Below are 20,088 nucleotides of genomic sequence, written 5' to 3' on the forward strand. Positions count from 1 at the left end.
GATCGAGGTCGGGAGACAACGGAGCCGACACCCCGGGCGCGATCCCCGGGGTGTCGGCCGGGTCGGGCCTAGTAGCTGCCGAACTTGTAGTTCAGGCCGGCGCGGACGAGGCTGCCCTCGGTGGAGATGCGGCTGTTGTAGCCGACACCGGGACCGCCGACGCTGGCGACGAGCAGATTGCGGCTGCCGAGATCGTAGCGCAGGTATTCGGCCTTGAGGGTCACGGCGCTGGACTTGAAGAAGTTGAAGAACGAGTCCGTGGGCAGGGCGTACTCGATGCCGCCGCCATAGGCGTAGCCGGTCTCGATATTGGAGCGCGACCCCGCATAGGTGACGGGCAGGCCGGTGGTGAAGGTGATGCGCTGGGTGACGTCGCCGTAGGCGAAGCCGCCGGTCCCGTAGATCAGGAACTTGTCGAAGGCGTAGCCGATCCGGCCGCGGACGGTGCCGAGGAACGACAGCTCGGTGCGGTAGCTGTTGGTCAGCTGGTTCGGGTTGAAGACCGGGTTGAAGATGACCTGGGTCGTGGTGCGCTGGAGGTCGGTGTATTGCGCATCGGCTTCGAGGCCGACCACGATGCCGCTGCCCGGGGTGAACTGATAGTTGTAGCCGACCTGGCCGCCGCCGGTGAATCCTTCCGACGCATTCCGCACGGACGCCTGACGCAGACCGTTGACGACGTTGTTCTGCAGCTGCGCGCCGCCGGGGGTGTTGATGCCCGTGGTGCGGATGGTGTCGTTCTCGCTGAAGGCGTAGCCGGCATTGATACCGAAATAGGCGCCCGTCCAGGTGAAGACCGGGATGGGCGTGAAGACCGGCGGGGGGGCCTGACGGCGGGGCAGGTCGGCGGCGGCGGCGGCGCTGGAGAGAAGCGCGGCGGCACCGCCGGCCAGGAGCAGCGTCTTGAGCATCGGCAAAGGGCCTTCGGGTTCAGGACTTTCGGGATGGAGGGACGGTGCCCGCCCACCCTCGACATGCCGATCCCTTGCGACCATGCATAGATCTTGCGACGTTCAGGCGTCGTATTCCGAAGCAGATCCGCCGCTTTCCGGTGTCGCAGTGATCCATGTGCAACAGAAATTCCAATGGATCTGCCGATAATAAACTTTTCGTGATAACGGATTAAAATAGAAACCTATTCTTTACTGCGCTATTGGACGTCGGCTTGCCCGAGAGGGCGAATCGCGGCCCTCGGTATTGCGGCCTGGATCTGCGGCTCCGGCGTGAAGGGGGGCAGGGTCGCTCCGGGGCAGCGCCGCGGCCCGCGTCCGCGATCGTCGCTGCCGATTTGCCGACGCGAGACCGGCTTTCCGGTCCTGCCCCTGCATTTCGCGCATGGCTCGGCGGAGGCCTTCCGGTCTCACCCGACTGTGACCTCTTCTTCGTGCAACGATCGACGCCGAGGCAACTTGGGCAGGGGTGCCGCCACGTTCGGGGCGAGCCTTTCATCCCTGTAGCAACGAGATGTTGATGACGCCTCAATTCTGGCTTTGGCTCGGCTTCGCGGGCATGGCGGCCGGTGCCGCCGCGATTCTGTTCCTCGGGAAGCGGCGGACCCCCGCGGAGGAGGCGGATGCCATCATCCACGGGATCGTGCCGATCATCGCGGCCTGTTCCTACTTCGCCATGGCGACGGGGCAGGGGAGCATCGCCCTGCCGGCCGGTCCGGAAGCGGCCGACGCCGCGCGGCAGTTCTACTTCGCCCGCTACATCGACTGGACCTTCACCACGCCCCTGCTGCTCGTCGGCCTCGCCCGCACGGCGATGCATTCGGGGATGCGCCGTCCGGCCGTCGTCTGGGGCCTCGTCGGCTCCGACCTGATCATGATCGTCACCGCCCTGGCCTTCGGCCTCTCGACGGTCGCCTGGGTGAAGTGGACCTGGTTCGCCATCTCCTGCGGCGCGTTCCTGGCCGTGTTCTACGGGATCTTCGTGCAGCTGCGGGAGGAGAACGCCGCCGAACGGGCCGATGTTCGCTCCGCCTTCCTGCGCAACGCCGTGTTCCTCTCGGCGGTCTGGTGCGCCTATCCGGTGGTGCTCCTCGTCGGCCAGGACGGCCTCGGCTTCCTGTCCCCCGCCGTGGCCCTGGCCGTGGTGGCGATCCTCGATCTGACCGCGAAGGTGGTCTACGGCGTGATGGCGACGCTGCAGACCACGCAGGCCGTCGACCGGGACCTCGCCGAAGGCACGGTCACGGCCAAGCCCCTGCGCCGGGCGGCCTGATCCGGATGGCGGCGCGCGCCTCCCTCGTGGGGCTCCTGCCCCTGGCGGGGGCCGGCGCGGCGCTCGCCCTCGTCGCCTCCGCGGCCCTGCCGCGCGAGGCGTCCTGGCTCGCGGCCCTGGCGATGGTGATCGGGCTCGGCGTGCCGCACGGCGCCCTGGACGGGGCCGTGGCGGCGCCCCTGCTGCGCCCCCGCTTCGGATGGGCCTGGTTCGGGATCTTCGCGGTTCCGTATCTGGGCCTCGCGGGCCTGGTCCTGCTCGCCTGGCAGGTCGCCCCGCTGGCGACCCTGGCGGGCTTCCTCGCCCTGTCGGTCCTGCATTTCGGCGAGGAGGATGCCGGCCCGGACCGGCCCCTCGAGGTCCTGGTGCGCGGGGGGCTGCCGGTCGCGCTGCCGGCGCTGCTGCGGCCCGAGGAGACCGCCGGGCTGTTCGCGGCCGTCACGCGCCTGCCGATGCCGGAGCTTCCCGGCTGGTGGGTGGCGGCGTCCTGGGTCTGGCTCGCCCTCGCGGCCTCCTGGGTGTTCGCGGGGCGGCGACCCTGGTCCGTGCGCGGCGAGATGGCCGCCCTGGCGGCCGCCTTCTGGCTGCTGCCGCCGCTCACCGCCTTCACCCTGTACTTCGTCGGACTCCACGGTCCCCGGCACATGCGGGCGCTGGTGCGCGATCCGACCCGGGCGCCGGGCATCGACACGATGGGCAAGGCCGTCCGCGCGTCGCTGCCGGTGTTCGGCCTGACCCTCCTGCTCGGCGCGGCCCTGTGGCCGCTCTACGCCGCCGGCACGGACGACCCCGCCGCCACCCTGCTGTGCCTCACCCTGCGGATGCTGTCGGCCCTGACGGTGCCGCACGTCCTCCTCGACCGGATCGCGGCCCGGGCGCCGGCGGTTCAGGCGACCGATTCGGCGACGAACTTGGCATAGCCCCGGGCCCGCAGATCACAGGCCGGGCACTGGCCGCAGCCGTGTCCCCAGGGATGACGGTCCCCGCGGGTGCCGAGGTAGCAGGTGTGGCTGTCCTCGACGACGAGATCGACCAGCGGCTGTCCGCCGAGGTCCCGGGCCAGGGCCCAGGTCTCGGCCTTGTCGATCCACATCAAGGGCGTGTGCAGGACGAAGCGCCGGTCCATGCCGAGGTTCAGCGCCACCTGCAGCGCCTTGATGGTGTCGTCCCGGCAATCCGGGTAGCCCGAATAGTCGGTCTCGCACATGCCGCCGACGAGGTGCGTCAGCGCGCGGCGATAGGCCAGCGCCGCCGCGAAGGTCAGGAACAGGAGGTTGCGGCCCGGCACGAAGGTGTTGGGCAATCCGCCCGCCTCGAACGCGATGGCGGTGTCGCGGGTGAGGGCCGTCTCGGAGACCTGGCCCAGGGCGTCGAGGGCGAGCGTATGGTCGTCGCCGAGGCGCGCGGCCCATTCGGGTTTCAGGGCCGCGATCCCCGTCCGCAGGGCGTCCCGGCAGTCGAGTTCGATCCGGTGGCGCTGGCCGTAATCGAAGCCGAGGGTCTCGACATGCGCGAAGCGCTCCAGGGCCCAGGCGAGGCAGGTGGTGGAATCCTGGCCCCCCGAGAACAGGACCAGGGCGCGTCCCGCGCTCATCGCTGGCTCTCGCCCTCGTACTCGGCCCAGGACATCGGCGTCTCGTAGACCTTCACGGAGGAGAGGGCCGGCAGCGCCGCCTTGGTGCGGTCCCAGATCCAGGACGCGATGTGCTCGGCGGTGGGGTTCTCCAGCCCCTCGATCTCGTTGAGGCAGTAATGGTCGAGGCGCGCCAGCACCGGCGCGAAGGCGTGCTCGACGTCGAAGAAATCCACCACCCAGCCGCTGGCCGGGTCGACGGCCCCCGAGAGGGTGAGCTCGACCCGGTAGGAATGCCCGTGCATGCGGTGGCAGCGATGGGTCTCGGGCACGTTCGGCAGGCGGTGGGCCGCCTCGAAGGTGAAGGCTTGGGTAATCTTCATCGAGCAATCTTCATGGTGCGAGCGGCAGGAACCCTCAGGGAATCCCGATGATCTTGTGGGTCTGGAGCGAGAGGCGCCAGCGCGCGTCGCGCCGGCAATAGTCGACCGCCTCGGCGGTGTGGGCGAGCCGGTCCGGCCCGTCCATGGGCTGGAGCCAGTGGTGGCGGAAGTCGAGATCCGCGAAGGCGTCCGGGGCGGCCTCCGCCTGCGGGAAGACGAGCTTGAGCTCGTGCCCGCTGCGCTGGACGATCGGGTTGCCGGCCTTGGGGCTGACGCAGATCCAGTCGATCCCGGCCGGGGCCGCCAGGGTGCCGTTGGTCTCCACCGCGATCTCGAAGCCGGCTGCGTGGACGGCCGCGATCAGGGCGTCGTCGAGCTGGAGCAGCGGCTCGCCGCCGGTGAACACGACGTAGCGGTGGCGCGGCCCGCCGGCCCAGGTCTTCGCGATGGCGTCGGCCAGGTCCGGCGCCGTGGAAAAGCGCCCGCCGCCCTCGCCATCCATCCCGACGAAGTCGGTGTCGCAGAACCGGCAGGCCGCGGTGGCGCGGTCTTCCTCGCGGCCCGACCAGAGATTGCAGCCGGCAAAGCGGCAGAACACCGCCGCGCGGCCGGCCTGCGCGCCCTCGCCCTGCAGGGTGTGGAACAGTTCCTTGACTGCGTACGCCATCACGTCCTCGGCACCCGCCCCGGCGAACCGTCCGGGCCAAGCGCACCCCATCCTCTGAAACATCCGTCGGCCGCGATAAGCGCCCCACGCGCACATAAGCGGTCCCCGGCGCGGGCACCACGGGGCCCGGCGGCCCCCACCCATGCGGAAGGCGGCGGTATACCATGATTCCGCGGGCCTCTCGCGTCTGCGAGAGGGTCTGCCATGCTCCTGCCACGGAACGCGGCTTTGTGGAGACCGTGTCACGATCCGGCGAGGCGCGCTTGCCGCCGCTCCCGGAGGGGTGGCATGCCAGCTTGGCCGTTGACCGGCTTCCCGCCAGGGCCGATCATCGATCGGGCCGGGGCGTTCCTTCTTGAGACAGGCCTGATGTCGAACGGATTGTTGAGGCGCCTCGTCGTCGGTCTCGCGGTGGCGGCGGGCCTGCTGGGTGCGGGTTCCGGGAGCGCCACCACCGCACCGATCCTCGTGGTCGATGTCGATTCCGGCAAGGTGATCTACGGGCAGGCGGCCACGGACCCGTGGTTCCCGGCCTCCATCACCAAGCTGATGACGACCTACGTCGCCCTGGACCTCGTCCGGCAGGGCAAGCTCTCCCTCGACACGCTCCTGACCATCTCGCCGGCGGCCGCCGCCGAGCCGCCCTCGAAGATGGGGTTCCGCCCGGGCACCAAGCTCACCCTCGACAACGCCCTGAAGATCATCATGGTCAAGTCGGCCAACGACGTGGCCTGGGCGATCGGCGAGAATCTCGGCGGCTCCGTCGAGGGCTTCGCCCAGATGATGAACGAGACCGCCCAGCGCATCGGCATGCGCGAGAGCCGCTGGACCAACCCCAACGGCCTGCCCGATGCCCGGCAATGGACCTCGGCGCGCGACATGGCGGTCCTCGGGCGCGCCCTGATCCGCGACTTCCCCGAGAGCCGCGCGCTGTTCTCGATCAGCGCGATCCAGTTCGGCCGCTCGGTGATGGCCAACCACAACGGTCTCCTGGGCCGCTATGCCGGCGCCGACGGCATGAAGACCGGCTTCATCTGCTCGGGCGGCTTCAACGTGGTGGCGACCGCGACCCGCAACGGACGCCGCATCCTCACCGTGGTGATGGGCCAGCCCAGCGCCCGCGAGCGCGACCTGAAGGCGGCCGACCTGTTCGATTACGGCTTCAGCCAGTCCCCCGGCTGGGGCGCCCAGACCCTCGACGCCCTGCCGTCCTCCGGCCTCTCGGAGCCGCCGGACATGCGGCCCTACATCTGCGACCGCAAGAAGCCGATGCCGGTGGACGAGGGCCAGGGCGCCATCACGGCCAGCGCGAGCGCCGCGGGCGCCAGCGCCGACAACGCCAACGCGCAGCTGATGGCCGCCGCCGCCCCGCCCTCCGCGGCGCTGGCCTTCGCCACCATGAACAGCGCCGCCCTGCGCAACCGCGCCCTGCCGCCCCGCGCCCCGCTGCAGCCGATCCTGGTCTGGATCGGCCGCGACCCGGCCGAGGGCGCCATCGCGCTGAACGAGCAGGAAGAGGCCGAGAAGGCGGAGAAGGCCGCCAAGCTCGCGGAGGCCCGCAAGGCCAAGCTCGAGGCGGTCGCGGCCAAGCGCGAGGCCGCCCACCAGGCCAAGGCGGCCGCCCCCGCCCCGAAGGCCGCCGCCAAGCCCGAGCCGAAGAAGGCCCTCGCCCGCGGCAAGGCCGGCGTTCCGGCCACGGCCAGCGCCTACGCCCCCGCCGAGTCGACGCCCGTGATGGAGGGCGCGCCGAAGCTGAAGGTCGGCGCGGTCAAGAAGCCGGCGGCGAAGGCGGCCCCCAAGGCGGGTGCCAAGGCCGAGAACAAGCCGGCCGGTGCCGCCGCCAAGGCGAAGGCGACCAAGGCGGCCAGCAAGGCCCAGGCGGACGAGTAGGACGGTTTCGGGGGGCGGTTCGCGCGGTGCGGCCGGCCTCGCCCACGGGTCCGTTTCAGCCCCACGTCATTCCGGGGCCGCGGAGCGGAGCCCGGAATCCAGACACGCCGAGGGTGCAGGACTGTCCAAAGTCAGCGGTTCTGGATTCCGGGCTCGCCTTCGGCGCCCCGGAATGACGGTATGCGTTACATCATGCGTTCCGGGACGACGGCCCTGCTTCAGCCCCATGTGCCAACCCCACACGTGTGTGTTCTGTAACATTATAACACCCAAGAGGATTGAGCGCCGCCGCCCGGAGGGCTAGGTCAGGGGGATGACCGACCTGTCCAAGCCCGATCCCCGCGCGCCCGAGCCGATCCCGCTCACCGTCCTCACCGGCTTCCTCGGGGCCGGCAAGACGACGCTGCTGAACCGGATGCTGCGCGATCCGGCGCTGGCCGACACCGTGGTCATCGTCAACGAGTTCGGCGAGATCGGCCTCGACCATCTGCTGATCGAGCGGATCGACGAGGACATGGTCCTGCTGGGGGCGGGCTGCCTGTGCTGCACGGTGCGGGGCGATCTCATCGCGACGCTGGAAGACCTGCTGCTCAAGCGAGACAACGGCCGCATCCAGCCCTTTCGCCGGGTGGTGATCGAGACGACGGGCCTCGCCGACCCCGCCCCGATCCTGCACGCGCTGATCTACCACCCCTATCTCGTCATCCGGTACCGTCTGCAGGGCGTCGTCACCGTGGTCGACGCGGTCAACGGCGCCGCGACCCTCGACGCCCATGCCGAGGCCGTGCGGCAGGTGGCGGTGGCCGACCAGATCGTGGTGACGAAACGGGATCTGGCGGAGGATGACGGCCGCGCCCTGGAGGCGCGCCTGCGGGCCCTGAACCCGACGGCGCCCCTGCATGCGGCCGCGGTGGCGCCCGCCGAGCTCCTCGGCGGCCTGTTCGGCCTCGACGGCAAGAGCGATGACGTGCGCGCCTGGCTCGGCGAAGAGGCCGCGCGCGAGGCTCATCACGGGCACGACCACGCGGGGCACCACCACCACGGCCACCACCGGCACGACGTGAACCGGCACGATGCCGCGATCCGGGCCTTCAGCCTGACCAGCGACGTGCCCGTGCCCCGGGCCGCCTTCGAGATGTTCCTCGATCTCCTGCGCTCGGCCCACGGTCCGAACCTGCTGCGCCTGAAGGGGCTCGTGGCCCTGGCCGATGCCCCCGACCGGCCGCTGGTGGTGCACGGGGTGCAGCACGTGATCCACGCCCCGGTCCATCTCGAGGCCTGGCCCGATGCCGACCATCGCTCGCGCCTCGTCCTGATCCTGCGCGACCTCGACCCGGCCTTCGTCACCCGCCTGTGGGACGCCTTCCTCGGACGGCCGCGCATCGATGCGCCCGACGCGGCGGCGCTGACCCACAATCCCCTGGCGATTCCGGGCGGCTAGGGCAATTTCGGTGATCTCTGGATCACCGAAATTGCCCTGATCTGTTGTGTGGCCGCATTTTCTTCACGCGAGCCGGAATCCCCCTCGCTTGAACATGCTCTAGGAGGCACCCCGTCCGGAAACGGGCGGCACCGATCTTGAAATCTTAATGCCGACTGGCGCCTCGGGGCGCCCCAGTGTCCCGGAATGGGACGTCGGCGGGATCGGATCGGGACATGAGACAGCGCTTCACGGTGATCGAGGGCGGCGCAGCGGCCGGAGGTTCGGTGGTCGCGGGTTCGGTGGCTGGCGCTTCTCTGGCCGATGCGATCGAGCGCGCGCCCGCTTCGCCGATCGGGGCATCCGTGTCCTGGCGCGTCGACCTGCGCCGGGCGGCGGCGGTGAGCGAGGCGGAGATCGCGGCGTGGCGTGCGCTGCTGGTGCGCGCCCGGGTCGCCGATCCGGTCCTGTCCGATCCCGACCACCTGCTGTCGGTGGCCCAGCATCAGGCGGGAGGGCGCGACCTCGTCTTCGCCCTCGCCTGGGCGACCGGGCAGGGGCCCGACCAGCTCGCCGCCGTGCTGCCGCTGGCGATGCCGCACACCCTCTGGGGCCAGGAGCGGATCGGCCTCTGGCAGCCCCATGGCACGACGCTCACCCCGGCCATCGCCCCGGCCTGCTTCGAGCCCGTGCGCGCGGCCGTGGCCGATTGCCTGCGCCGTTTGCGTCCCCGCGCCGTCCTGGCGCTCGAGCCCGTGGCCGCGCCTAGGCCGGAGACCGCCATCGCCCCGCTCCGGGCCGTCCCGCGCCGCGCCGGGATCCCGGCCCACAGCCTCGTCGGCGTGCGGGCGAACCCGGCGCAGGTCGAGCGGGTCAGCGAGCCGGGCCTCGTCCGCGATGCGGTGGAGGAGTTCCTGCTCCTCGATGCCGAGGTCTCGTCCGCCCCGATCATCGGCGATCCGTCGGAGGCGGCCCTGGTGCGGGTGGTGACGCGGCTGTTCGCGCAGCGTCGGCAGGCCACGGTCGCCCTGACCCGGCGGGACGATGCCATCGTCGCGGCCACGATCACGCTCGGCCACGGCGCGCAGGCCGTTCTCTGGCGACAGGTCGCGGGCGAGGGGGTGCCGGAGCGGTTCGGCCGCCGCGCCTGAGGGGAGCGCGCCGCGCCCCTCCGCCTACTCGTCCTCGCCGAACCTGTTGGCGAGGAGGTCGGTGATCGCCGTCATGCAGGCCTCCGCGTCGCCGCCCGAGGTCACCACCGCGATCGAGGTCCCCTGCGCGGCGCCGAGGGTGAGGAGGCCCATGATCGAGCGGCCCCCCACCGTCTCGCCCGAACGGGTCACGGTGACGGCGGCATCGAAGCGCTCGACGGTCTGGACGAACTTGGCCGAGGCCCGGGCATGCAGGCCGCGCCGGTTGATGATCGGAAGGACCTGGATCAGCCCGCCCTCGGGCACCGGCGGCAGGCTGTCCTCGGCGTCGTCGTCGTCGTAGCTCATGGGCGTCGGCCGTCCCCTCGCTGGCGCGCCGCGCCGCATCCTGCGGCCTCGGCCGGCCCACCGCTCATGCCAGGGGCCCCAGACTGCCTGTAAGCCGTGGCGGCAAGGGAAGAAAGCCTATTTGCCGGCCAACACGCGCGACGCGACGTTGATGTACTTGCGGCCGGCCTCCTGGGCGTGGAGGACGGCGTCGCCGAGGGGCTCGGCATCGCGCACGCTGGCGAGCTTGATGAGCATGGGCAGGTTGATGCCCGCCACCACCTCGACCTGGCCGCCGTTCATGCACGAGAGGGCGAGGTTCGAGGGCGTGCCGCCGAACATGTCCGTGAGCACGACGACGCCCTTGCCGGTATTCACGCGGCTGACCGCATTCATGATGTCGAGCCGGCGCAGCTCCATATCGTCCTCGGGACCGATGGTGATGGTCTCGATCTGTTTCTGCGGCCCGACGACATGCTCAAGGGCAGCCTTGAACTCGGTCGCCAATAGCCCGTGGGTGACGAGCACCATTCCAATCATCGACGCGGGTTCCAACGCCTTGTGAGCGGAGCCGCCATTTTGTGCAGCGCAAGGTCGAGCGCAAGGTGAATGCGGCATTTTGTGTGCTCGAACGTCATCATCATGCCACGCTGGTGGCACCGGCGCTACGGTCTCGGGAGCGGCGGCAGACGCAAGACCGGACGGTGCGTCCCGCTTGCCACGCCGGAGCACGCGGCCAGGGCATCGAGCACGAGGCGCGGCGCGAGGCCGGAGCGCAGCAGGGCCGCGTCGAGGCGCAGGGCCGGCAGGTCGAGGCCGAGGAGCGGCGTGCGGCTCAAGGGGCTCTCGGGCAGGCGCGGGGCGTCGGCGACGCAGTCGACCACCAGGCGAACCGGAACGCGGGGCAGGACCTCCGCGACCCGGAGCAGGCCGAGGCCCCGCACCTCGATCCGGTCGCCGAGGGCGGGGTCGGCATGGGCCACCACGGTTTCGCCCGCGCGGGTCAGCCGGACCCGATCGTCGGCCACGAGGTGCGCCGACCCCTGCATCAGCTCCGCCCGGTCGAGGAGGAGGAGCGCGAGGGTCGACTTGCCGGCGCCCGACGCTCCCCGGATGAGCAGGCCCGCGTCGCCCAGCGCGATGCAGGTGGCATGCACCGAATCGGTGCGGCTCGACGGATCGCCCATGGCGCGGCCGGCCTCCCCGCTCAGCGGGTCACGGCCGGCAGGCGGACGATGAAGCGGGCGCCGCGCACCGTCGGCTCGCCGTCCTCGTCGGCTGGGCCTGGCCGGTTCTCGGCCCGGATCGTACCGCGATGGGCCTGGACGATCTGGCGCGAGATCGAGAGGCCGAGGCCCGAATTCTGGCCGAAGCCCTGCTCCGGGCGGTCGGTGTAGAAGCGCTCGAAGATCCGCTCCAGGGCGTGCTCGGGGATGCCGGGGCCCTCGTCCTCGACGATGAGCTCGACGTCGCTGCGCACCCGCCGCAGGGCCACCCGCACCTTGGCATCGGGGGGCGAGAACGACCGGGCGTTGTCGAGGAGGTTGTTCACCACCTGGCCGAGGCGGCTGTCGTGGCCGAAGATCGTGAAGGGCGCGTCCATCTCGCCCGCGGGCGTGTCCACGTCGAACTGGATCGCCGCGTCCTTCGGGCGCCGGCGCTCGTTGGCCACCGAGACGACGGTGGTCATCAGCTTGCGCATGTCGACCCGGCGGGCCTCGGCGCGGGCGAGCTCGGCATCGAGGCGCGAGGCATCGGAGATGTCGGAGATCAGGCGGTCGAGGCGCTTCACGTCGTGCTGGATGATGGCGAGCAGGCGCCCGCGCGAATCATCGGATTTGGCCAGCGGCAGGGTCTCGACGGCGCTGCGGAGCGAGGTGAGGGGGTTCTTCAGCTCGTGGCTCACGTCGGCCGCGAAGCTCTCGATGGCGTCGATCCGGCGGTAGAGCGCCTGGGTCATGTCGCGCAGGGCCCCCGACAGGTGGCCGATCTCGTCGGTGCGCCCGGTGAAGTCGGGGATCTCCTCGCGGGACTTGATGCCCAGCCGCACCTTCTCGGCCGCATCCGCGAGGCGCCGCACCGGCCCCGCGATGGCGCCCGCGAGCAGGATCGAGAGGACGAGCATCACCGCCGCGGCGATCAGGAAGACCTGCAGCAGGCCGAAGCGCTCCGAGGCGATGACGCGGTCGATGTCGCCCCCTTGCGTCGACAGCAGCAGGGCGCCGCGCACGGAGTTGGCCCGCTGGATCGGCACCGCCACGGAGACGATGGTCTCGCCCGCCGGGTTGCGGCGGACGATGGTGCCGCGGGCCCCCGTGAGCGCCACCTGGACCTCCTTCAGGCCGTGGCCGCTGGCCGGGCCGACATCCTCGACGCCGGGGGCCGCGCCGTCGCCGCCGAGCTTCGTCCCGAGCTTCGCCTGCACGCCCTCCCAGGCCTTCTCCAGCCAGGTGCGCTTGCGTGGCCGGACATCCGGGTCGCTGCGGTTCATCTCGCCCCGCGCCGAGAGGGTGCGGGTGTCGAACAGGAGGCCGCCCTCCTGGTCGTAGACCCGGGCGCGGTTGCCGGTGGGCGTGATCAGCCGGCGCAGCAGCGGGGCCACCCGCTCCGGGTTCAGCGAGAAGGTGAGGGGGGAGGAAGGCTCCTCGGCCTCGCCGGCCTGGAGCTGGAGCAGCTTGTCGGGGTCGATCCGGATCGTGTCGGTCTCGACCGAGGCCGAGGAGGCGATGGCGCCGGCGATGATCTCGCCCTGGATCAGGAGGCTCTGCACCCGCGCCTGGATCAGCCCCTGGCGGAACTGGTTCAGGTAGAGGAAGCCGAACAGGAGCGCGATCAGCCCGACGAGGTTGAGCACGACGATGCGTCGCGTCAGGCTCGACGAGGCCCGTTGGCCGATCCCGTTCCAGATCTGGCGCGGCCAGCCCAGCATGCCGCGCGACGGGATTTCGCCTTGATCTGTGGTGGCCACGAGCGTCCGGTGGTGAGGGAACAGCGTTGCGGGAGGGAATGGAGGCCCGGGCCGGGCCTCAGCTCTCCTTGAAGCGGTAGCCGACGCCGTAGAGCGTCTCGATCATGTCGAAGCTCGTGTCGGTGACCTTGAACTTCTTGCGCAGGCGCTTGATGTGGCTGTCGATGGTGCGGTCGTCGACGTAGACCTGGTCGTCGTAGGCCGCATCCATCAGGGCGTTGCGGCTCTTCACGACGCCGGGGCGATGGGCCAGGGCCTGCAGGATCAGGAACTCCGTCACCGTCAGGGTGACGGGCTCGCCCTTCCAGGTGCAGGTGTGGCGCTCGGGGTCCATCATCAGGAGGCCGCGCTCCAGGGAGCGGGCGGCGGCATCGGCCTCGCGGGCGGCGGCGCCCGGGCCGTCCTTCGGAGCGAAGCGCCGGAGCACGGCCTTCACGCGCTCCACGAGGAGGCGCTGCGAGAACGGCTTATGGATGAAGTCGTCGGCGCCCATCTTCAGGCCGAACAGTTCGTCGATCTCCTCGTCCTTCGAGGTCAGGAAGATCACCGGAAGGTCGGATTTCTGCCGCAGACGCCTGAGAAGCTCCATCCCGTCCATGCGCGGCATCTTGATGTCGAAGATCGCGAGATCGGGCGGGGAATGCTTCAGGCCGTCCAGCGCCGAGGCGCCGTCGGTGTAGGTCTGGATGCGGTATCCCTCGGTCTCGAGCGCGATCGAGACGGAGGTGAGGATGTTTCGGTCGTCGTCCACGAGGGCGATGGTCGGCATGCGCGTGTCCTGTTGCTCGGATGCGGCTCGGCGGACGTCTGATGGCGCCAGCCCCTCCGCATCCCACCCCATCCTCCGTCGCGGACAGAGGGCAGAGATCGGCAAAAACGCGGTGGCGACCGTGCCGGGGAGGCGGGCCGCGTTCGCGCGGAGAGTCAGGCTGTGTAATGGCAATATGCTGAAAAAGCGAGCGACCTCGGTCGTTTGTTCGTTTGGCGCTTGACTGATGCCAACGGGCCGCAGTCCGGTGCCCTCGTGCGGAGCCCCGAACCCTGGCTATGATCCGGCGGCTGAACGCGGCCTGAGCGCCGGTCCGCGGGCACCGAATCGAGGGGGATCTTCATGGCCGAGGGCGAGACCAAGATGGCCGAAGGCGAGACCAGGACCGGGGGGGAGCGGCGCGGGCCGGCGGTGCCGCTGCCGGCCTCCGAGGCGCCGTTCGATGCGATCGGCCTCGCCCGCCATCTCCTGCGCAGCATCCGCTCCGGGGCGCTCGCCACCCTCGACCCGGAGGACGGCACGCCCTTCGCCTCCCTGGTGACCATCGCCACGGATGTCGACGGCACGCCCCTGATGCTGCTCTCGCGGCTCTCTGCCCATACCCGCAACCTGCTGAAGGACCCGCGCGCCTCGCTGCTGTTCAGCGCCGGCGGCAAGGGCGACCCGCTCGCCCATCCGCGCCTCACCGTCACGGGACGGGTGACCCAGACCCTGGAGCCGCGGGCCCGCGCCCGCTTCGTGGCCCGGCATCCGAAGTCGAAGCTCTACGCCGACTTCCCCGATTTCGGCTTCTTCGCCCTCGCGCCCACGGCCGGGCACCTCAACGGCGGGTTCGCCAAGGCCGCCGTGCTGACGGCCGACGAGCTGCGCCTCGACCTCACCGGCGCGGAAGGGCTGGTGGCGGGGGAGGAAGGGGCCGTCGCGCACATGAACGCCGACCACGCCGACGCCCTCGCCCTCTATGCCCAGGCCGCCGGAGCCGAGCCCGGCCCGTGGCGGCTCACCGGCCTCGACCCGGAGGGGATGGATCTCCTCACCGGCGACCGGACCGCGCGGGTGCTCTACCCGGAGCCGGTCCGCGAGATGGGCGCCCTGCGCAAGGCCCTGGTGGCGATGGCGGCCCAGGTCCGGGCCGGGGACGGCGCGCCGGCGGATTAGGCGCGGGCCCGGACCCCTGCGCGGGACCGGGGGCGCCGGGCCGAACGCTCGGATCGGCGTTCGGCCCTGCAGGCTCCGTCGCGCCCTCACTTCTTGTCGTGCGTGTGCGTCTTGGCGTGGGTGTGGGTGTGGCCGTCCTTGGCCGCCTGCACGGGCTTGCCGCTCTCGGGCGCCGTAGCGGACGCGCCGCGCTCGGTGTGGTGGTTCGGGCCGCCCGAGACGCCGCCGGTATTCGGGACGGCCTGCGACGGGTTCTCGGAGTTTCCGTTGCCCTCCGTGGCGGAGGCCTGTCCCGCCAGGGCGGTCATCAGGGCCAGGGAGAGAAGGGTGATGCTGATGCGCGACATGGTCTCGTCCTCGTGTCCCGCAGCCCCGTCGGCTGCGTCGAGACCTGATGTAGCCGAGGCGTTTGGCTGCCCGATGCCGGGTCCGTGACGAAGTGTGGCACGCGGCGGCGCGCCCGCGTCGCCGATCCGATCCCGCCTCAGCCCACCGGGCGCGGCAGGGTGATCCGCACCCGCAGGCCGCCGCCGGGCCGGGTCTCCAGGCCGATGCGGCCGCCTTCGGCCTCGATCACCCGGCGGGCGATGGTCAGGCCGAGGCCGGTCCCGCCGGTGTTGCGGTTGCGGGAGGTTTCCAGGCGGGTGAACGGCGCGAAGGCCCGGTCGACCGCGTGGGGCGGCAGGCCGGGGCCGTCGTCGTCGATCCAGAGCTCCAGGCTCGCGTCCGCGAGCGCCAGGCCGATCCGGGCGCGGTCCCCGTAGCGGACGGCGTTGTCGACCACGTTGTCCAGGGCGCGCCGGAGCGCCACCGGCCGGATGGCGGCGAGCGCCCGGCCGGGCCCCTCGTACACCACCGTGTGTCCGGCATCCTGCCCGGCATCGGCGATGCTCATCAGCAGGCTGGCGACGTTGGTCACCCGCCGGACCTCCGGATCGGCATCGCCGCGCAGGTAGGCCAGGGTCGAGTCGATCATCGCCTGCATGTCGTCGAGGTCGGACGCCATCGCGTGCCGCTGCCCGTCGTCGGCGACGCCGTCGAGGCGCAGGCGCAGGCGCGCGATCGGCGTGCGCAGGTCGTGGGACACGGCGGCGAGGGCCTGGGTCCGCTCGGTGACGAGGTCGCGGATGCGCATCTGCATGCCGTTCAGGGCGCGGGCGATCGCGCGGGTCTCGTCGGGGCCGACCTCGGGCACCGGGACCACCCGGCCCTGGCCGACGGCGTGGCCGATCAGCCCGGTGAGATGGCCGAGCGCCCGCAGGGGCCGGGCGATCCGGTGGGTCAGCAGCACGGCGGCGAGGCCGACCAGGATCGCCATCGCGGTGGCCAGCATGGCCCAGGGATTGCTCAGCGCCATGCCCGAGGCGTGGGCGGAGTGGAAGGTCAGCTGGCTGCCGTCCGGGAGCGCCAGCGTGCCGCCGAGATCGAGCCGGTGGAGCGGGTCCGCGTCGCCCTCCATCACCAGGGAGAGGTTGGGGCCGAGGCTGGGGTCGAGGGCGGTCAGGCGCTGGTGCAGGGGCTCCAGGGCCGGGTCGCTCCGTCGCCCGGCCGGGGCGGGGGCGTCCGTCCAGGCGACCTCGAAATGGGGGTTGGACAGGGCCTGGGCCTCGGCGTTGCGCGCCGCCGGCGGGCGCCGCATCACCGCCTCGCGGGCCAGGGCGAGCTGTGTCGCCACCTGGGCGGCGAACGCCTCGGCGGAGGCGGCGGCCGCCGATCGGCGATAGAGCAGCAGGGCCCCGCCATGCACCGCCAGGATGGCCACGAGGAGGACGACGAGGGTCCGGGCCTCCAGGCTGCGCGACAGGGCGAACAGGCGCCTCACCGGCGCTCGACCTTCGCGGCCAGCATGTAGCCCGACCCCCGCACCGTCTTGATCACCGGCGGTTCGCCCTCGGGCGGGTCGAGCTTGCGTCGCAGGCGGCTGACGAGGGTGTCGACGCTGCGGTCGGAGGGCGAGCCGAGGCGGGCCCGGGACAGTTCGAGGATCTGCTCGCGGCCGAGGACCCGCCCGGGATGGTCGAGGAACACCAGCAGGAGGTCGTATTCCGCGCCCGAGAGGTCGACGCCGGCGCCGTCCGGATCGACCAGGGCGCGGCTGCGCAGGTCGAGGCGCCAACCCGCGAAGACGAGGGTCTCGCCGCCCAGGGAGGCCGCCGGCGCCAGGACGGAGCGGCGCAGGACCGCCCGGACGCGCGCGAGCAGCTCCGGGCGCCCGAACGGCTTGGCGATGTAGTCGTCGGCCCCGAGTTCCAGGCCCAGCACCCGGTCCGCCTCCTCGCCGCGCGCGCTGACGACGATGACCGGCACGGTGGAGCGGGCCCGCAGGGCGCGCAGCAGGTCGAGGCCCGATGCACCGGGCAGCATGACGTCGAGGAGGATCAGGTCGACCCCGCCCTCCGGCAGGAGCCGCCACATCTCGGCGCCGCTCCGGCATCCGGTGACCCGGTAGCCGCTGTCGCGCAGGGCCCGGCTCACCAGGATGCGCAGGCCGTCGTCGTCTTCCACCAGGAGGACGTGGCCCAGCTCCGGCATCGGCCCGGCGCCCTCCAACGGGTTCATGGTTCTGGCTCGGCTCCGAGGATGCGGCCACCGTCGCGAATCGGCGGGCGCGGGGAATCAGCCGGAAATCGCGGGCCGCCGCAAGCCCGGGGCCGGGCTCGGCCCCCGGCCGCGTCCGGCGCGCGCTTGGCGCACCGGGCCTGCGCTTGGCGCACGGAGCCGGCACTGCTATCTGCGGGCGACCTGTTTCCCATTCCAAGAAACCGTGCGCCGGGTCCGTCCCTTGGACGGCGGGCCGCGCGCGCCGGAGATCGCATCCTCGATGACAACGACCCCCATCGACAACATCCGCAACTTCTCCATCGTCGCCCATATCGACCACGGCAAGTCGACCCTCGCGGATCGCCTGATCCAGACCACCGGCACCGTGGCCCTGCGCGACATGAGCGAGCAGATGCTCGACTCGATGGATATCGAGAAGGAGCGCGGCATCACCATCAAGGCCCAGACCGTGCGGCTCGAATACAGGGCCGAGGACGGCAAGGACTACGTTCTCAACCTGATGGACACCCCCGGCCACGTCGACTTCGCCTACGAGGTGTCCCGGAGCCTCGCCGCCTGCGAGGGCTCGCTGCTGGTGGTGGACGCCTCGCAGGGCGTCGAGGCGCAGACGCTGGCCAACGTCTACCAGGCGCTGGACGCCAACCACGAGATCGTGCCCGTCCTCAACAAGATCGACCTGCCGGCGGCCGAGCCCGAGCGCATCCGCGCCCAGATCGAGGAGGTGATCGGCATCGACGCCTCCGAGGCCGTGGCGATCTCGGCCAAGAGCGGCCTCAACATCGAGGCGGTGCTGGAAGCGATCGTGACGCGCCTGCCGCCGCCCAAGGGCGACCGCGACGCGCCCTTGAAGGCGCTCCTCGTCGACAGCTGGTACGACGTCTATCTCGGCGTCGTCGTGCTGGTGCGCATCGTCGACGGCGTGCTCAAGAAGGGCATGAACATCCGCATGATGCGGGCCGATGCCGTCCACGGCGTCGACAAGATCGGCGTGTTCCGGCCGAAGATGGCCGATATCGGCGAGCTCGGTCCCGGCGAGGTCGGCTTCTTCACCGGCTCGATCAAGGAGGTGGCCGACACCCGCGTGGGCGACACGCTCACCGAGGACAAGCGCCCCTGCAAGGAGATGCTGCCGGGCTTCAAGGACGTGCAGTCGGTGGTGTTCTGCGGGCTCTTCCCGGTGGACGCGGCCGAGTTCGAGACCCTGCGCAGCGCCATGAGCAAGCTCCGGCTCAACGATGCGTCGTTCTCCTACGAGATGGAGACGAGCGCCGCGCTGGGCTTCGGCTTCCGCTGCGGCTTCCTCGGGCTGCTCCACCTCGAGATCATCCAGGAGCGCCTGGAGCGCGAGTTCAACCTCGACCTGATCTCCACGGCGCCCTCCGTGGTCTACCGCCTGCAGATGACGGACGGCACGATCAAGGAGCTGCACAACCCGGCCGACATGCCGGACGTGATGAAGATCACCGCCATCGAGGAGCCGTGGATCCGCGCCACCATCCTCACCCCCGACGAGTATCTCGGCGGCGTGCTGAAGCTCTGCCAGGACCGGCGTGGGACCCAGGTCGATCTGAACTATGTCGGCAAGCGCGCCATGGTGGTCTACGACCTGCCGCTCAACGAGGTGGTGTTCGATTTCTACGATCGCCTGAAGTCGATCTCCAAGGGCTACGCCTCGTTCGACTACCACATCTCGGATTACCGCGAGGGCGACCTCGTCAAGATGTCAATTCTCGTCAATGCCGAGCCGGTGGACGCCCTCTCGATGCTGGTCCACCGCACCCGCGCCGAGCATCGCGGCCGCGCCATGTGCGAGAAGCTGAAGGACCTGATCCCCCGCCACCTGTTCCAGATCCCGGTCCAGGCGGCGCTGGGTGGCAAGATCATCGCCCGCGAGACCATCAAGGCCCTGTCCAAGGACGTGACCGCCAAGTGTTACGGCGGCGACATCTCGCGCAAGCGCAAGCTCCTCGACAAGCAGAAGGAGGGCAAGAAGAAGATGCGCCAGTTCGGCAAGGTCGAGATCCCGCAGGAGGCCTTCATCGCCGCCCTGAAGATGGACGATTGAGCCGGGCCGCCCGACCGTGGATCCGCACCGGGACCCGAACGCCCCCATCCCGCTCACCGTCCTGATCCGGACGCTGAACGAGGCCGACCGCATCGCGGCCTGCCTCCGCTCGGTGCTGCCGCTCCGGTGCGAGATCCTCGTCATCGACGCGGGTTCGACGGACGCCACCGTGTCCATCGCCGAGGCCCTCGGGGCGCGGGTGGTGGTGAACCCCTGGAAGGGGTTCGGGCCGCAGCGGCGCTTCGGCGAGGACCTCTGCCGGCACGACCACGTCTTCAGCGTCGATGCCGACGAGATCCTGACGCCGGAGATCGTGCGGGAGATCCGGGGGATCTTCCAGGGGGGCGACATTCCGTCCCTGATGATCGTCCGCAAGGCGATGGTGCTGCCGCACCACGCGCGCCCTTCGCCCTGGGCCTTCTGCACCGAGAACATCTACCTGTACGACCGGCGGGTGGCCCGCACCACCGACAACCCGAACTGGGACAAGCTCGCGATCACCACGGACGCGAAGCCGGTGACGATCCGGTCCGTGGTCTGGCACCACACCTTTCGCGACTGGAACCACGCCATCGCCAAGTCGAACTATGTCGGGCAGCTCGCCGCCGACACGCAGCCGATCGGCTCGCGCTTCGAGACCGGCCTGCGGCTGGTGTTCGAGTACCCCCTCAACTTCCTGAAGTTCTACATCCTGCGGCGCTTCTTCCTCGCCGGCCTCGACGGTTTCGTGATGGCCAGCGTCCTCGCCTATGGCCGCTTCATCCGGATCGCGAAGATGCACGAGGCGACCCGCGGCCAGCCCTCCACGGGGCTGCCGTTCCTGCGCCGGGCCAAGCGCTCCGCCCCGGACGCCCCCGGCTGAGGCGCCGCCGGAGCCCGCCCGGCCACATCCGCGACGCAATCGGTCGGTTCCTGCTCGCGATTGACGTCCG

Annotated in this window: 20 protein-coding genes; 8 read left to right on the forward strand and 12 right to left on the reverse strand. The window is 71.0% G+C overall.

Translation table 11 applies throughout. The features are described from left to right. Window positions 1-68 precede the first annotated feature (68 nt). Window positions 69-911, reverse strand: a complete 843-nt coding sequence (locus ASG51_RS13795; RefSeq protein WP_056352622.1) for a porin family protein — start codon at window positions 909-911, stop codon at window positions 69-71. Window positions 912-1,470: 559 nt separating this feature from the next. Here ASG51_RS13795 and ASG51_RS13800 point away from each other — a divergent pair. Continuing rightward, window positions 1,471-2,223, forward strand: a complete 753-nt coding sequence (locus ASG51_RS13800; protein WP_056381366.1) for a bacteriorhodopsin — start codon at window positions 1,471-1,473, stop codon at window positions 2,221-2,223. A gap of 5 nt (window positions 2,224-2,228) precedes the next feature. Then, entirely contained in the window at window positions 2,229-3,143 is a 915-nt protein-coding gene (locus ASG51_RS13805; RefSeq protein WP_056381368.1) for a Brp/Blh family beta-carotene 15,15'-dioxygenase, read from the forward strand. On the opposite strand, the gene queC is transcribed toward ASG51_RS13805, so the two are convergent. From queC to queE, 3 genes are read right to left on the reverse strand one after another with little or no spacing between them, the layout of a single operon-like run. Further along, entirely contained in the window at window positions 3,110-3,817 is a 708-nt protein-coding gene (gene queC / locus ASG51_RS13810) for a 7-cyano-7-deazaguanine synthase QueC (protein ID WP_056381370.1), read from the reverse strand. The genes ASG51_RS13805 and queC overlap by 34 nt on opposite strands. After that, on the reverse strand, window positions 3,814-4,179 hold the full coding sequence (gene queD / locus ASG51_RS13815; protein ID WP_056275526.1) for a 6-carboxytetrahydropterin synthase QueD: 366 nt from the start codon (window positions 4,177-4,179) through the stop codon (window positions 3,814-3,816). Before queD ends, queC begins: the two co-directional genes overlap by 4 nt. A gap of 34 nt (window positions 4,180-4,213) precedes the next feature. Next, window positions 4,214-4,846 (reverse strand): 7-carboxy-7-deazaguanine synthase, encoded by a 633-nt coding sequence (queE, locus tag ASG51_RS13820; protein ID WP_056381372.1) that lies wholly within the window; start codon window positions 4,844-4,846, stop codon window positions 4,214-4,216. A 369-nt stretch (window positions 4,847-5,215) separates the two neighbouring features. On the opposite strand from queE, the gene ASG51_RS13825 reads away from it, so the two are divergent. From ASG51_RS13825 to ASG51_RS13835, 3 genes are all read left to right on the forward strand, one after another. After that, entirely contained in the window at window positions 5,216-6,736 is a 1,521-nt protein-coding gene (locus tag ASG51_RS13825; RefSeq protein WP_056381374.1) for a D-alanyl-D-alanine carboxypeptidase family protein, read from the forward strand. Window positions 6,737-7,049: 313 nt separating this feature from the next. Further along, entirely contained in the window at window positions 7,050-8,177 is a 1,128-nt protein-coding gene (locus ASG51_RS13830; RefSeq protein ID WP_056381376.1) for a GTP-binding protein, read from the forward strand. Between the two features lie 215 nt (window positions 8,178-8,392). Beyond that, the gene (locus ASG51_RS13835) at window positions 8,393-9,307 is read left to right on the forward strand and encodes a hypothetical protein (RefSeq protein WP_056381377.1); all 915 of its coding nucleotides are present in this window, start codon (window positions 8,393-8,395) and stop codon (window positions 9,305-9,307) included. 24 nt (window positions 9,308-9,331) lie between these two features. Here the strand turns inward: ASG51_RS13835 and ASG51_RS13840 are convergent, their stop codons facing one another. From ASG51_RS13840 to ASG51_RS13860, 5 genes are all read right to left on the reverse strand, one after another. After that, window positions 9,332-9,655, reverse strand: coding sequence for an HPr family phosphocarrier protein (locus ASG51_RS13840; RefSeq protein WP_056215079.1), 324 nt, complete (start codon window positions 9,653-9,655; stop codon window positions 9,332-9,334). Window positions 9,656-9,772: 117 nt separating this feature from the next. After that, on the reverse strand, window positions 9,773-10,174 hold the full coding sequence (locus tag ASG51_RS13845; protein ID WP_055947765.1) for a PTS sugar transporter subunit IIA: 402 nt from the start codon (window positions 10,172-10,174) through the stop codon (window positions 9,773-9,775). 125 nt (window positions 10,175-10,299) lie between these two features. Next, window positions 10,300-10,821 carry an HPr kinase/phosphatase C-terminal domain-containing protein gene (locus ASG51_RS13850; protein WP_056215082.1) on the reverse strand — a complete coding sequence of 174 codons (522 nt, stop codon included), beginning with the start codon at window positions 10,819-10,821 and terminating at the stop codon, window positions 10,300-10,302. 20 nt (window positions 10,822-10,841) lie between these two features. Further along, window positions 10,842-12,563 (reverse strand): sensor histidine kinase, encoded by a 1,722-nt coding sequence (locus ASG51_RS13855; RefSeq protein WP_082487557.1) that lies wholly within the window; start codon window positions 12,561-12,563, stop codon window positions 10,842-10,844. A 97-nt stretch (window positions 12,564-12,660) separates the two neighbouring features. After that, complete coding sequence (locus ASG51_RS13860) at window positions 12,661-13,371, reverse strand: response regulator transcription factor (RefSeq protein WP_055947774.1); 711 nt, start codon at window positions 13,369-13,371, stop codon at window positions 12,661-12,663. Between the two features lie 342 nt (window positions 13,372-13,713). Between ASG51_RS13860 and ASG51_RS13865 the strand changes: the two genes are divergently transcribed. Then, window positions 13,714-14,529, forward strand: coding sequence for a DUF2470 domain-containing protein (locus tag ASG51_RS13865; protein ID WP_200917608.1), 816 nt, complete (start codon window positions 13,714-13,716; stop codon window positions 14,527-14,529). Window positions 14,530-14,615: 86 nt separating this feature from the next. Here ASG51_RS13865 and ASG51_RS13870 read toward each other — a convergent pair whose 3' ends face one another. The 3 genes from ASG51_RS13870 to ASG51_RS13880 all read right to left on the reverse strand — a co-directional run bounded on the left by ASG51_RS13870 (window position 14,616) and on the right by ASG51_RS13880 (window position 17,088). Continuing rightward, window positions 14,616-14,876, reverse strand: coding sequence for a hypothetical protein (locus ASG51_RS13870; protein WP_056275544.1), 261 nt, complete (start codon window positions 14,874-14,876; stop codon window positions 14,616-14,618). Between the two features lie 137 nt (window positions 14,877-15,013). Continuing rightward, window positions 15,014-16,351: an ATP-binding protein gene (locus ASG51_RS13875; protein ID WP_056275547.1), complete on the reverse strand. Its 1,338-nt coding sequence runs from the start codon at window positions 16,349-16,351 to the stop codon at window positions 15,014-15,016. Further along, a complete protein-coding gene (locus ASG51_RS13880) occupies window positions 16,348-17,088 on the reverse strand; it encodes a response regulator transcription factor (RefSeq protein ID WP_056275550.1) in 741 nt (246 codons plus the stop codon). The genes ASG51_RS13875 and ASG51_RS13880 overlap by 4 nt, the downstream gene beginning before the upstream one ends. A gap of 262 nt (window positions 17,089-17,350) precedes the next feature. On the opposite strand from ASG51_RS13880, the gene lepA reads away from it, so the two are divergent. Both lepA and ASG51_RS13890 read left to right on the forward strand, forming a co-directional pair. Then, on the forward strand, window positions 17,351-19,156 hold the full coding sequence (lepA, locus tag ASG51_RS13885) for a translation elongation factor 4 (protein WP_056215406.1): 1,806 nt from the start codon (window positions 17,351-17,353) through the stop codon (window positions 19,154-19,156). A gap of 16 nt (window positions 19,157-19,172) precedes the next feature. Then, the gene (locus ASG51_RS13890; RefSeq protein ID WP_082487559.1) at window positions 19,173-20,018 is read left to right on the forward strand and encodes a glycosyltransferase family 2 protein; all 846 of its coding nucleotides are present in this window, start codon (window positions 19,173-19,175) and stop codon (window positions 20,016-20,018) included. The last annotated feature ends 70 nt before the right edge of the window (window positions 20,019-20,088 follow it).

The sequence above is a fragment of the Methylobacterium sp. Leaf465 genome, assembly GCF_001424705.1.
Classification (GTDB): Bacteria; Pseudomonadota; Alphaproteobacteria; order Rhizobiales; family Beijerinckiaceae; genus Methylobacterium.